This window comes from Pseudomonas sp. A-R-19 (assembly GCF_019956575.1).
Lineage (GTDB): Bacteria > Pseudomonadota > Gammaproteobacteria > Pseudomonadales > Pseudomonadaceae > Aquipseudomonas.
On sequence record NZ_JAHBDR010000099.1, the window covers coordinates 15,365 to 27,880 of the forward strand.

Below are 12,516 nucleotides of genomic sequence, written 5' to 3' on the forward strand. Positions count from 1 at the left end.
ATGACCAACCATTCTCCCTTGAACCCCTCGCACGTCGAGGCAGACGTTGCCGTAATAGGCGCCGGCATCATCGGCGTCGCCTGCGCCCTGCGCCTGGCGCATCAGGGCCGGCGGGTGGTGGTCATCGACCAGCAGGAGCCCGGTCGGGGCGCCTCGTTCGGCAATGCCGGGCACCTCGCCACCGAACAGGTGTTCCCCATCGCCGAACTGTCGATCCTCAAGCGCCTGCCCGCCATGCTCATGGACCCGATGGGCCCGCTGCGCCTGGACTGGAAATACATGCCCCGGGCCCTGCCCTGGTTCGTGCGCCTGTTGTTGAATCTGCGCCCGGCGCCGTTCCAGCGCACCGTGGCCGGCATCCGCGCGCTCAATGAAAGCAGCCTGGGTGCCTGGCACCGCTTGCTGCAGACCATCGAGCGTCCCGAACTGATGAAAGAAGACGGCTCGCTGCTGGTGTTCGAGCGCGCCGATTCGCAGCAGGCGATCGAAGCGCTACAATCGCGCATGCGCCAACAGCAAGTGCCGGTGGATTTCTGGCAGGCCAGGGCCGTGCGCGATGCGGCGCCGCAGCTCAGCGAACAGATTCGCGGCGGCTTGTTTTTCCCGCGCACCGGGCATTTTCTCGATCCCTTCCAGGTGGTCGGCGAACTGGTCCACGCAGCCAAAACCAGCGGCGTGCAGTTCCTCAAGCAGCGAGTCGAGGGCGGGCAACTGAGTGAACTCGGCGTGTCGTTGATCACCGATCAAGGCCGTTTCAGCAGCCGCCAGGTATTGATTGCCTGTGGCGCCCATTCAGCGAAGCTCACCGCCGCGCTGACCGGCAAGAAAGTACCGCTGGACACCGAGCGCGGCTATCACCTGATGCTGCCTCACGAGCACGGACGCTTGCCGTTCGCCGTCACCTCGCTGGAGCGCAAGTTCATCATGACGCCGATGACCGACGGGCTGCGCCTGGCCGGCACCGTTGAATTCGCAGGTCTCGACAGCCCGCCAACCATGGAGCGCGCCTGGCAATTGCACCGCCTGAGCAAAGGCCTGTTCAAGCACGATCTGAGTGCTGAAGCCGCCACACCGTGGATGGGTTTCCGCCCCTCCTTGCCCGACTCCCTGCCGATCATCGACCGGGTGTGCGACGGCAAGGTCCTGCTCGCTTTCGGTCATCAACATCTGGGGTTGACCCAGGCAGCGGTCACGGCGGAGATGATTGCGCAGATGGCCTCGCCCTTGATCGGCGCCCAATCCCACAGCCTGCCGGCGACTGCGCCGTACAGGCTGGATCGTTTCTGAACGAACCCACCGAAAACGTTCTGGTCGGGACGCTACCGCACCTCGATCAGAAGGTCTTGCTGGCGCTGACCACCACGGTCGCGGTGCACACGCAGCATCAGGCGTTCATCGAATGCCTGAACGAGTACCTGGACGAACAGGCGTTGCACTGAACAGGCACAGGCACGTGGCGAGGGAGCTTGCTCCCGCTGGGCCGCGCAGCGGCCCCAAAAGGACCACCGCGTCAGCATGGACCTACTCAGGCGGGTCAATCCGATCCAACACCCGGTTCGCCGTGATCTCCGCCAGCATCACACTGTTGGAGATCCCCAGCAGGGCATTGCGCGCCCCACCGTCCAGATGATCCACCAGTTGATGCACCATCACATCGACGGACGCCAGCGTCTCCACCAGATACACCATCAGGGTTTCAGTCGTGGCTTCGGGGTCAACGGTAAACAGGTGGCTGGGCGTACGCGGCGTGGCTTTGATGTCGGCAGCCGAGGGGAAGTGAGATGTCGGATCGGCGTCCGGCGGATTGGGGGTTACCTTGAACATATGCTGAGTTTCCTATTGGGTGCCACCCCTCTTGCGACTAAACGAAAGGGGAGGCAGCTGTACGCAGGTTAGTCGACCGGGAAACTCAGCAATCCGGCGCGCCCGAGGGCGCCCTGCGTACAGCCACCATCAAGTACAGGCAATGAAAGACCTGCATGACAGATGCACGCACAACTGAGTTACCACGGGCGACTAAACCCGACCACTGATGGGCAGTGGCGCGAATCAAGTTACCGATGGGCTCCAAGGCGCACAAGCCGGCGGATTCTGGCGTAACCGTAGGCAACGACGCAAGATCTTGTAGCTTTCATGAAGTAACCCTGACGCCCGTTAAACACGCGCCCTACGGGCTAGCCATCAGGGCAAGAAACAACGCATGCACAACAGACGCAGACCAACTGTGGCGAGGGGGCTCGCCCCCGTTGGGCCGCGCAGCGGCCCCAAAAAAGCCCGAAGCACAAAACCGCAGCCGAGCGACACCCCAATCACCGCAACGGCGAAAACTTCGCCGGCAAATAGATCGTCGAGCGCATGTCGCGCAGTTGCGGGCCGGAGTTTTCCGGCGGCCAGACGCCGTCGGCGACCGCCTGGGTGCGCACCTGCAAGCGCTGTTCAAGGCTGGCCCACGGCCAGATGTGCAGATAGCGCGGCAGCGCACCGTCAGTGGCGTAGAACGCCGCGTATACCGAAGAATACTGCTCGGCGGTCCGCACCTCGATGGCTTTGCTCCAGCCGTCGAGGGTCGGCTGCAAGCCGCTGCTGATCAGGTCGTAGACGCGTAACTCATAGAACGGACCATGCTGGCCGGCGCTCAAGGGTTCGAGGAAGGGAAACAGTGTGTAGTTTTCGATGCGCAGGTCGGTGATGAATTCGTTGATGCCAAACGCACTGCCCCCCAGCAGAAAACGCTCGCGCTCGGCTTGGCGCAGGCTTTCGTCCGCATAGCCGCGCAGCACGGCGATCTGGTTCAACTGGCCGATCTCCGAGGCCCAGCAGCCCATCAATGTGCCGCCGACTTGCGGCTTCGCCAACTCAGTCTCGATGCGTACCAGCGCATCGGCCACCGTGCGCACGCGCACGGTAAAAGTGATCAGTTCAAAAAAACGCATGGCGACTCCGGCGAACGGCTTTCAAAGCCCACAGCCTATGACAGCCCCTGCCGGCGGGATATTGAGACTAACCCTATCGGTGACGGCATTTGCCGCAGTGTTCTAGGTAGTTTCTTTACGTTGAGCAGCGCTGTGCAATTCACAGATCGTGTTCAATGCCTTCACCCAATGGACCTTGATGCAGGATTCGCGATGAATATGCTGTGGGCATGTTTCCGTGATCTCGCATGACAACAAGAGCCCACTCCATGCACAGCCCTAGAACGCTCTACCAGAAACACATCGACAGTCACACGGTTTGCACCCTCGACGATCAGGGCCATGTGCTGCTGTACATCGACCGCCAGGTCGCCAACGAATACACCAGCCCGCAAGCCTTCAGCGGCATGCGTGAAGCGGGCCGCAAGGCGTGGCGTCCGGGGGCGACGCTGGCGGTCGTCGACCACGTCAACCCGACGGCACCGACGCGCATTGCCGCCATGCCGGATGCCGGGGGCGCCCTCCAGGTGTCCTACTTCGAAGAAAACTGTCGCGACTTCGGCATCGAGCTGTTCGACGTGCTGGACAAGCGCCAGGGCATCGAGCACGTCGTGGCCCCCGAGCAAGGCTTTATCCTGCCGGGCATGGTCGTGGCCGCCGGCGACAGCCACACCACCACCTACGGCGCCCTGGGAGCCTTCGGTTTCGGAATCGGCACCTCGGAAATCGAACACCTGCTGGCCTCGCAAACCCTGGTCTACAAACGCCTGAAGAGCATGCGCGTAACGGTCAATGGCGTGCTCGGGGCCGGTGTGACGTCCAAGGACATCATCATGGCCCTGATCGAAAACATCGGCGCTTCCGGCGCCACCGGTTACGCCATCGAGTTCGCCGGCCAGGCTATCGACGCCCTCAGCGTCGAAGCGCGCATGACCATCTGCAACATGGCCGTCGAAGCCGGCGCCCGGGGCGCGTTCATGGCCCCCGATGACAAGGTCTTTGCCTATCTGCAACTCAAGCCCCGGGCCCCTCAGGGCCAACTGTGGGAACAGGCCGTCGCGAAATGGCGAGGCCTGCACAGCGACGCCGCTGCGGTGTTCGATCGCGAAGTCAGCCTGGATGTCGGGACCCTGGAACCCATGGTCACCTGGGGCACCAGCCCCGATCAGGCCGCACCGGTGGGCGGACAGGTGCCGGACCCGGCCGCGCAGCCGGACCTGATCCTGCGCCAGGGCATGCAACGCGCCCTGAACTACATGGGCCTGGAACCGGGCATGCCGCTGAGCGACGTGGTGATCAGCCATGCCTTCATCGGCTCCTGCACCAATGCGCGCATCGAAGACCTGCGCGATGTCGCCCGCGTCGTGCGCGGCAAACGCGTGGCGGCCCACGTGCGGGCGATGATCGTGCCCGGCTCGACGCTGGTGCGAAACCAGGCCGAAGACGAAGGGCTGGCGCAGATCTTCCTCGATGCCGGTTTCGAATGGCGCCAGTCCGGTTGCTCGATGTGCCTGGCGATGAATGACGATGTGCTCGCCCCCGGTGATCGCTGCGCTTCAAGCACCAATCGCAACTTCGAAGGACGCCAGGGCGCTGGCGCGCGCACCCACTTGATGAGTCCGGCCATGGTCGCCGCCGCGGCGATTACCGGGCATTTGACCGACGTGCGCACGTTCGCGCTGGAGGCTTGAACCATGCAACCTTTCACTCTCGTCAGCGGCAGTGCCGCCCCGCTTCTGGCCGCCAACATCGACACCGACGTGATCATGCCCAAGCAGTTCCTCAAAGGGATTGATCGCAAGGGCCTGGACAAGGGGCTGTTCTTTGACCTGAGGTTCCTGGCGTCCGGTGAGCCCAACCCCGGGTTCATCCTCAATCAACCGGCCTGGAACGAGGCGGCGTTTCTGCTGACGGGGCCCAATTTCGGTTGTGGTTCGAGCCGCGAACATGCGGTCTGGGGGCTCAAGCAAGTGGGCATCCGCGCACTGATCGGCACCAGCTTCGCCGGCATTTTCTACGATAACTGCCAGCGCAATGGGGTGTTGGCGATTCAGCTGACCGAGGACCAACTCAAGCAGGTGGCCGCGTTGATCAGCAACCCGGCTACGGCTCGAATCAGCGTCAATCTGCCGGAACAAACCATCGAACTGGCGGACGGCAAGGTGATCGCGTTCGAGATCGATCAACTGCGCAAGCAATCGTTGCTGCTGGGGCTGGATGCGATTGGCACGACGTTGCAACGGGCCGAGCAGATTCGCGGTTTCGAGGCCCGGCACCTGGCGGAGAACCCCTGGTTGGGCTGACGGAAAAACCTCTGGCTGTGGCTGTTGCGTCAATGATTTGTAGGAGCGAGCCTGCTCGCGATGGACTCAAGGGCGACGCGTTTAGCCAGTTAGCACGCGTTATCGTTGACGACCATCGCGAGCAAGCTCGCTCCTACAGAGGATCAAGGCGTCGGTGGTTTATTCAACCGACAGATGACGAAAGTACTCTTCGAGAAACTCGACGCACACCCGCAGCTTGGCCGATTGGCTCAGCCGCGTCGGGTACACGGCCCACACGTTGGCGCTCTGGGTGTACTCATGCAGCACTTGCACCAGCCGCCCCTGCTCGAGCATCGGCTTCACGTCCCACATCGAGCGCAACAGAATCCCGCCGCCACTCAGGGCCCACTGCAACACGATCTCACCGTTGTTGGACGATAACGGCCCGCTGACACGCACCGACTCTTCCTGCCCGCCCTTCGCCAGGCTCCACACGCCGAATGCGTTGTTGCGCTCCTTGAGCACCAGGCAATCGTGGTCTTTCAAGTCCGCCAGCGATTGCGGTACACCGCGCCGCTGCAGGTATTCGGGCGTTGCACACAGCACCCGCCGGTTGCTCACCAGTTTGCGCCCCAGGTGCTGGCCCGGCAGGTCATCCCCCACGCGAATTTCCAGGTCGAAACCCTCGCCGACGATGTCGACCACACGATCGAACACGTCCAGGCGCAGCTCGAGCTTGGGGTAGGTTTGCGACAGCTCGCAGATCGCCGGTGCCACATGATTGCGGCCAAAGCCGAAACTGCTGCAGATGTGCAGCGAGCCCATCGGCTGTTGCCGCGCCTCGGATATTTCGCTGACGAAGTCATCGAAGTCACCGAGCAATTTCTCCGCCCATACCCGCACCCGCTCGCCGTCGTCAGTCAGCGCGATGCGCCTTGTCGTGCGGTGCAGCAGGCGCGTCGTGAGCGTGGTTTCCAGCACGGAAATGCGCTTGCTGATGTAGGCCGGCGAATACCCCAGCTCCTCGGCGGCACTGGCGAAGCCGTTTTTGCGCACGACGGTGAGGAAAACCTTGAGGTCTTCCGGCAAGGGAAACTGATCACGATTCGTGTTCATACGCCTCATACTTTCGCTGTTTATTGCGTTATTTGCGAAGGATACCATCGATCTACCGAGGAGCAATCCATCCCCGGTGAGCCGTGGTTTCTGCATCCTCGATAAAAACAAGCATGAGGAAAGCGCAACATGAACAAGCCCTATGAGCAAATCCTTAACGCCCCCGACGGCGGTTTCGTGCAACGCCTGCGCAGCCTCTGCGCCTACGAAATCGGCGTCATCCCGCTGCCGGTATTCCTTGGCATCGCCCTGATTGTCTTTCTCTCCGCGCACCTGGGTTTCCTGCCCAAGAACATGATCGGCGGGCTCGCCGTGATCATGACCATGGGCGTGTTCTTCGGCCAACTGGGCTCGCGCCTGCCGATCCTCAAGGAAATCGGTGGCGGCGCCATCCTGTGCCTGATGCTGCCGTCGATCCTGGTGTTCTACGGCTTCTTCGGGCCGGCGACGATCGACGCGACCAAAATGCTCATGAAGGACGCCAACTTCTTGTACTTCGTGATCGCCAGCCTGGTGGTCGGCAGCATTCTGGGCATGAGCCGCTTCATTCTGGTCCAGGGCATGATCAGGATGTTCATCCCCCTGCTGGTCGGCACCCTGGCGGCCGTCGCCAGCGGATTGATCGTCGGCAAACTGGTCGGCTACAGCTTCCACCACACGTTCTTCTTCATCATCGTGCCGATCATTGGCGGCGGGATCGGTGAAGGCATCCTGCCCCTGTCGCTGGCCTACTCGGCGATCCTCGGCGGCACCCCGGATATCTATGTGGCGCAACTGGCACCAGCGGCGGTGGTCGGCAATATCGTGGCGATCATCTGTGCCGGCTTTCTCGCTCGCCTGGCGCTGAAGCGCCCGAGCATCAATGGCGAAGGTGCGCTGATCCGCGCCAGGGACGAGAACGATAAATTCAAGGTCAAGGAAGACACCGGTGCCCTTGTCGACTTCCGCGTCATGGGCGCCGGCGTGCTGCTGATCTGCGCGTTTTTCGTCCTCGGCGGCCTGCTGGAAAAAGTCGTGGGCATTCCCGGCCCGGTGATGATGATTCTCGCGGCGGTGCTGTTCAAGTACGCCCGGGTGCTGCCGGAAAAACTCGAGAAAGGCGCCAACACCTTCTACAAACTGGTGTCCGCCGCGTTCATCTGGCCGGTGATGATTGGCCTGGGCATGCTCTACGTGCCACTGGACAGCGTGGTCAAAGTGTTCTCGGTCGGCTATGTGCTGGTCTGCGTCTCGGTGGTGGTGTCGATGACCGTGGCCGGTTTCTTCATCGGCAACCTGATGAAGATGTACCCCATCGAATCGGCCATCGTCACCTGCTGCCACAGCGGCCTGGGCGGCACCGGGGACGTGGCGATCCTCTCGGCGTCGAACCGCATGTCGCTGATGCCGTTCGCACAGATCTCCACGCGAATTGGCGGGGCTTCGACGGTGATTCTGGCGACGATCCTGTTGCGGATGTTTGTTTGAAGTTGATCCGCTGGCACGGCTGTTCCGCTCTGCAGAGGAACACCCTTTTCATCACTTGAAAAAATCACTCGGCGTCTTGCCAAACTGTTTCTTGAACATGGTGGTGAACGCGCTCGGGCTGTCGTAGCCCAACTCCCCGGCGATGTCGATGATCTTCTCCCCCACGGCGATTCGTTCCAGCGCCAGCAGCAGTCGCGCTTGCTGGCGCCATTGGCCGAAGGTCATGCCGGTTTCCCTGCGGAAACGGCGCTGGATGGTTTTGGCGTCCAGGCTCAGCCGCTCGCTCCAGTCCGCCAGGGTCGAGCCATCCCCAGGATCACGCTGCAATGCGCTACAGATCAGGTTGATCCGTGGATCGGCGGGCTGTGGCAGGTTCAATGGCAAGGTCGGCAGGATCGTCAGCTCATCCAGGATCAGGCGCAGTACGCGGGCCTCCCGTGCGTTCGGTTCTTCGCCGAAGTCGAAATCAACCGAGACTTTGATCAGCTCACTCAGGAGTGCAGAAACGCTCACGGCCCGAGGTTCGGCGGGCAGTCCGATGCTCGCGTCAGGGTGCACGAACACACTGCGCATCTTGATTGGCCCGACACAGCGAATCGAGTGCACTTGCCCACTCGGCATCCAGATGCCACGGCTCGGCGGTACGGTCCATTGGCTGCTTGCGGCGTGCACCACCATCACCCCTTCGATGGCATAGATCAGTTGATGCTTCTCGTGGGAGTGCGGCTGGATAAACCAGTTTTCCGGGTAATCGGTCGCGCTGCTGCGAACGTCCCAGTCGCCCTGGTCGATGTCCGCGAGAAATTTATCCAGTGGTTTGATCATGACGCCCTTTTTGCGATGGTCACTGCCCGATCTGCGCGAGACGGGCGATTTCAAGGCCCCTAGGATAACGCCGAACCCTGAAATTGACTGCTTCGCAGTTCGCGTTTATCCGGAAGAACGCCCATGTCGACCACCACCCTCAGCTCACCCTCACCCACCGCCTCGGTTGCAAGCCAGGCCAGCCCGCTGGTCATGCGCGTCATCGGCGCCTGCGCCCTGGCGCACCTGATCAACGACCTGATCCAGGCCGTGCTGCCGTCGATCTACCCGATGCTCAAGACCACCTATGGCCTGAGCTTCACCCAGGTCGGGCTGATCACCCTGACCTTCCAGCTCACCGCTTCGCTGCTGCAACCCTGGATCGGTTTCTACACCGACCGTCATCCCAAGCCGTGGCTGTTGCCGGCGGGCATGGTCTGCACCCTGATCGGCATCCTGATGCTGTCGATGGTCGGCAGCTTCCCGGCGATTCTCGTGGCCTCGGCGCTGGTGGGCGTCGGCTCGTCGACCTTTCACCCGGAGACCTCGCGGGTGGCGCGCCTGGCTTCGGGCGGTCGCTACGGCCTGGCGCAGTCGACCTTTCAGGTCGGGGGCAACGCCGGCAGCGCCTTCGGCCCCTTGCTGGCCGCTGCGATCATCATTCCCTATGGCCAAGGCAACGTCGCCTGGTTCGGCCTGTTCGCGGTGTTTGCCATCCTCGTGCAGTACGGCCTGAGCCGCTGGTACCGCAATCACCTGAACCTGTTCAAGCTCAAGCAAGGCAGCAAGGCTACCCACGGCCTGTCGAAACAGCGAGTGACTTTCGCCCTGGTGGTGCTGGCGTTGCTGGTGTTTTCCAAATACTTCTACATGGCCAGCTTCACCAGTTACTTCACCTTCTACCTGATCGAGAAGTTCGACCTGTCGGTGGCCAGTTCGCAGCTGTACCTGTTCCTGTTCCTCGGCGCCGTCGCGGCAGGCACCTTCTTTGGTGGCCCGATCGGCGACCGGATCGGCCGCAAGCAAGTGATCTGGTTCTCGATCCTCGGAGCGGCGCCCTTCACCCTCGCCCTGCCCTACGTCGACCTGTTCTGGACGGGCGTGCTGAGCATGATCATCGGCTTCATCCTCGCCTCGGCATTCTCAGCCATCGTGGTCTTCGCCCAGGAACTGGTGCCGGGTAACGTCGGCATGATCGCCGGGGTGTTCTTCGGCCTGATGTTCGGTTTCGGCGGGATCGGGGCGGCGTTGCTGGGGCACCTGGCGGATATCCATGGCATCGAGTACGTCTACACCTTGTGCTCGTACCTGCCGCTGCTGGGAATTCTGACCATACTGTTGCCGTCTACTGGACAACGCTCGTCAGGAGTGTGAACAGCCATCAGGAGGAAAAACCCATGAAAATCGTAGTCACCAGCGTGCTCGTCGATGATCAGGCCAAGGCGCTGGCCTTCTACCGGGATGTGCTCGGTTTTCAACTCAAGCACGATATTCCCATGGGCGAACATCGCTGGTTGACCCTGACCTCTCCCGGCGATCCCGAGGGCGTCGAGCTGCTGCTGGAGCCCAATGCCCATCCTGCGGCGAAGGCGTTCCAGGCAGCAATCAAGCAGGACGGCATTCCCTGCACGTTTTTCGGCGTCGATGACGTGCAAGCCGAATATGTCCGGCTCAGCGCCGCCGGCGTGCAGTTCACCCGCCCACCGACGGTGATGGGACCGGTCACCCTCGCGGTACTGGACGACACCTGCGGCAATCTTGTCCAGATCGTCCAGCACAACTCCACCGCCTGATCATTTCTGCTACCAGCCCTGTAGCACTCGGTAACACCTGGCCCCAATGCGGTGCGTCTTTTAAACGCCATGTCGTGCGCCACCCCGTTCCACACGGGGCCACCCGCCATGGCGTACTTTGTGCATCCAAAGGCCATCCTCTTCTGCCTGTAGTCGCCATGCGCCCCAAGGAACTGAAACTCTGGACCACCGGAGTCGCCCACCTGCTCGACCTGCCTGCCGGACATGCGCGGCTGTCGGGGTTGAGCCACTGGCTGCGGCAAATCTGCCCGGTCGATCATTTCGTGTTGTTTGTCTACGAAGGCAATCACCGGCCATTGGCGTTGTTCGATACCTTCTCGGCGGACAAGCGTGCGGTGTATGTCGACGACTATCAGTGCGGGCCTTACCTGCTTGATCCGTTCTACCTGGCCTGTACCCGCGGGCAGGCGCCGGGGTTGTGGCGCCTGCGCCAATTCGCCCCCGACCATTTCTACCTTGGCGAATACTTCCTGACCTATTACCAGCAAACCGGCCTGGCCGAGGAAGTGGCGTTCTTCGTCGACCTCGGCGGTGGTGCCACGGCGGTGTTGTCGTTGATGCGCTCCAGTGCCAGCTGTGCATTCAGCCGGGACGAAATGCAGTTGGTCGAATGCGCGCAAGCAGTGGTCGAGCAGGTCATCAACGAAGCCTGGCGCTTGCGTCAGGCTCAGGAGCCGCGACCAGCGCAGGACCTGGACTTCAAGATCCGCGAAGCCTTCGACCACTTCGGCGCGCACATCCTCACCGGGCGTGAGCAGGAAATCGTGCAACTGTTGCTGCGCGGCCACTCCAGCGCCTCGGTGGCCGAACAACTGAACATCAGCCCGGGGACGGTGAAGATTCATCGCAAGAATATTTATGCGAAGTTGGGGATTGGCAGCCAGTCGGAGTTGCTGGGGTTGTTTATTCGGGAGTTAACGGAGGATCCGTTGCAGGCTCCAGGGCTCAAGCTGCAAGCCTGAAACGATTTGCCTGACACCCTGCAATCGGCAGCTTCAAACCCGTAAAAACTGCCACAGGTTCCGGCCGCGAAATATCCCACAGACCAGGCAGGTCGACACCAAGACGCTTCCTACGCCACCACCAGAAACTTCCTATATCAACCTTTTTTACCTTCCTGAAAGCTGTCGAGCGCTTGAACGAGGGGGCTAACGAACGCCTCCCCATCCGCTTCGATAGGCCAGGGAGGTCTGACTTTGTCCAACGTACCGCGCACCGTCTTCGACCACAACCGCCACACACTCAAGATCGACCAGCTCGACACCCACCTCGACGTCCTCGCCTTCGAGGGCCATGAGTACCTCAGCCAACCCTACCTCTACCGCATCGAATTCACTGCCAGCGACCTCGACATCGACACGGAAAAATTCATCGGCCAGTACGCCGAGTTCAGCCTGTACGACGCACCGTCCAACGTGCCCGTGTTCGACTGGGAAGTGCCCAGGCCGATAATGCCGCTGCGCACGCTGTACGGCCGCATCACCGCCTGCCAGCGCCTGTCCGGTTCAATCGACGAAGCCCGCTACGAAGTCACCCTGCAACCGCGCCTGGCCCTGCTCGATCGCGGCCAGCAGACACGGATCTATCAGCACCAATCCGTGCCAGACATCGTCAAAAGCATCCTGCGCGACCGTCATGGTCTCGACACCGGGCACTTTCGCTTCAACCTCAAGCGCGAGTACCCACAACGCGAGCAGGTCATGCAGTACCAGGAAAGCGATCTCGCCTTCATCAGCCGGATCCTGGCCGAGCTCGGCATCTGGTACCGCTGCACCCAGCACGAAGAGCTCGCCTTCGACGTCGTCGAGTTCTGCGATGACCAGCGCTGCTACCAGTTCGACGTCGAACTGCCGCTGCGCTCGCCCTCGGGCTTCAGCAACAGCGTCGAGGACAGCGTCTGGGCCCTGAAAACCCGCCACCGGGTGGTGGAACAGCAGGTCAGCGTGCGCGCCTATCACCCCGACGACAGCCGCGCCTACCTCGACGGCGAGGTCGACCAGACCCTCGGCGAGCCCACCACCCACGGCGTGGCCACGACCCGCGGCGTCGCCGACAACACCTACGGCGACGCCTACCACTACGCCGAACCCTACCGCGTGCTCGGCAAGTCCCACCTGCGCGACGAAGACCTGCAAAGCG

General features: G+C 62.0%; 12 protein-coding genes. 8 read left to right on the plus strand and 4 right to left on the minus strand.

What is annotated here, in order from left to right; all coding sequences use genetic code 11:
• Positions 1–1,287 carry an FAD-dependent oxidoreductase gene (locus tag KGA88_RS27405; RefSeq protein WP_223595603.1) on the plus strand — a complete coding sequence of 429 codons (1,287 nt, stop codon included), beginning with the start codon at positions 1–3 and terminating at the stop codon, positions 1,285–1,287.
• A gap of 234 nt (positions 1,288–1,521) precedes the next feature.
• Here the strand turns inward: KGA88_RS27405 and KGA88_RS27410 are convergent, their stop codons facing one another.
• Complete coding sequence (locus KGA88_RS27410) at positions 1,522–1,824, minus strand: DUF6124 family protein (protein WP_160387853.1); 303 nt, start codon at positions 1,822–1,824, stop codon at positions 1,522–1,524.
• Positions 1,825–2,309: 485 nt separating this feature from the next.
• Positions 2,310–2,933: an NIPSNAP family protein gene (locus KGA88_RS27415; RefSeq protein WP_223595605.1), complete on the minus strand. Its 624-nt coding sequence runs from the start codon at positions 2,931–2,933 to the stop codon at positions 2,310–2,312.
• A gap of 248 nt (positions 2,934–3,181) precedes the next feature.
• Here KGA88_RS27415 and leuC point away from each other — a divergent pair, with 248 nt between their 5' ends.
• Both leuC and leuD read left to right on the plus strand, forming a co-directional pair.
• On the plus strand, positions 3,182–4,603 hold the full coding sequence (gene leuC / locus KGA88_RS27420; RefSeq protein WP_223595607.1) for a 3-isopropylmalate dehydratase large subunit: 1,422 nt from the start codon (positions 3,182–3,184) through the stop codon (positions 4,601–4,603).
• 3 nt (positions 4,604–4,606) lie between these two features.
• Positions 4,607–5,215, plus strand: a complete 609-nt coding sequence (gene leuD / locus KGA88_RS27425; protein WP_223595609.1) for a 3-isopropylmalate dehydratase small subunit — start codon at positions 4,607–4,609, stop codon at positions 5,213–5,215.
• 159 nt (positions 5,216–5,374) lie between these two features.
• Here the strand turns inward: leuD and KGA88_RS27430 are convergent, their stop codons facing one another.
• Positions 5,375–6,292 (minus strand): LysR substrate-binding domain-containing protein, encoded by a 918-nt coding sequence (locus tag KGA88_RS27430; RefSeq protein ID WP_110659213.1) that lies wholly within the window; start codon positions 6,290–6,292, stop codon positions 5,375–5,377.
• Between the two features lie 129 nt (positions 6,293–6,421).
• On the opposite strand from KGA88_RS27430, the gene KGA88_RS27435 reads away from it, so the two are divergent.
• Complete coding sequence (locus KGA88_RS27435) at positions 6,422–7,759, plus strand: 2-hydroxycarboxylate transporter family protein (protein ID WP_223595611.1); 1,338 nt, start codon at positions 6,422–6,424, stop codon at positions 7,757–7,759.
• Positions 7,760–7,810: 51 nt separating this feature from the next.
• Here KGA88_RS27435 and KGA88_RS27440 read toward each other — a convergent pair whose 3' ends face one another.
• Positions 7,811–8,584, minus strand: a complete 774-nt coding sequence (locus KGA88_RS27440; RefSeq protein WP_223595613.1) for an AraC family transcriptional regulator — start codon at positions 8,582–8,584, stop codon at positions 7,811–7,813.
• A gap of 123 nt (positions 8,585–8,707) precedes the next feature.
• Here KGA88_RS27440 and KGA88_RS27445 point away from each other — a divergent pair, with 123 nt between their 5' ends.
• From KGA88_RS27445 to KGA88_RS27460, 4 genes are all read left to right on the plus strand, one after another.
• The gene (locus KGA88_RS27445) at positions 8,708–9,937 is read left to right on the plus strand and encodes an MFS transporter (RefSeq protein WP_110659216.1); all 1,230 of its coding nucleotides are present in this window, start codon (positions 8,708–8,710) and stop codon (positions 9,935–9,937) included.
• A gap of 23 nt (positions 9,938–9,960) precedes the next feature.
• A complete protein-coding gene (locus KGA88_RS27450) occupies positions 9,961–10,356 on the plus strand; it encodes a VOC family protein (RefSeq protein ID WP_110659217.1) in 396 nt (131 codons plus the stop codon).
• Positions 10,357–10,514: 158 nt separating this feature from the next.
• Positions 10,515–11,339, plus strand: a complete 825-nt coding sequence (locus tag KGA88_RS27455) for a response regulator transcription factor (protein WP_110659218.1) — start codon at positions 10,515–10,517, stop codon at positions 11,337–11,339.
• 234 nt (positions 11,340–11,573) lie between these two features.
• Positions 11,574–12,516 (plus strand): type VI secretion system Vgr family protein (locus KGA88_RS27460; protein ID WP_223595616.1); only part of this gene is annotated, 943 nt, incomplete at its 3' end.

What these genes read in the sequence shown, in the direction of transcription:
- KGA88_RS27405 (WP_223595603.1), top strand. Translation starts at nt 1, where the DNA reads ATGACCAACCATTCTCCCTTGAACCCCTCGCACGTCGAGGCAGACGTT.
- KGA88_RS27410 (WP_160387853.1), bottom strand. Translation starts at nt 1,824, where the DNA reads ATGTTCAAGGTAACCCCCAATCCGCCGGACGCCGATCCGACATCTCAC.
- KGA88_RS27415 (WP_223595605.1), bottom strand. Translation starts at nt 2,933, where the DNA reads ATGCGTTTTTTTGAACTGATCACTTTTACCGTGCGCGTGCGCACGGTG.
- leuC (WP_223595607.1), top strand. Translation starts at nt 3,182, where the DNA reads ATGCACAGCCCTAGAACGCTCTACCAGAAACACATCGACAGTCACACG.
- leuD (WP_223595609.1), top strand. Translation starts at nt 4,607, where the DNA reads ATGCAACCTTTCACTCTCGTCAGCGGCAGTGCCGCCCCGCTTCTGGCC.
- KGA88_RS27430 (WP_110659213.1), bottom strand. Translation starts at nt 6,292, where the DNA reads ATGAACACGAATCGTGATCAGTTTCCCTTGCCGGAAGACCTCAAGGTT.
- KGA88_RS27435 (WP_223595611.1), top strand. Translation starts at nt 6,422, where the DNA reads ATGAACAAGCCCTATGAGCAAATCCTTAACGCCCCCGACGGCGGTTTC.
- KGA88_RS27440 (WP_223595613.1), bottom strand. Translation starts at nt 8,584, where the DNA reads ATGATCAAACCACTGGATAAATTTCTCGCGGACATCGACCAGGGCGAC.
- KGA88_RS27445 (WP_110659216.1), top strand. Translation starts at nt 8,708, where the DNA reads ATGTCGACCACCACCCTCAGCTCACCCTCACCCACCGCCTCGGTTGCA.
- KGA88_RS27450 (WP_110659217.1), top strand. Translation starts at nt 9,961, where the DNA reads ATGAAAATCGTAGTCACCAGCGTGCTCGTCGATGATCAGGCCAAGGCG.
- KGA88_RS27455 (WP_110659218.1), top strand. Translation starts at nt 10,515, where the DNA reads ATGCGCCCCAAGGAACTGAAACTCTGGACCACCGGAGTCGCCCACCTG.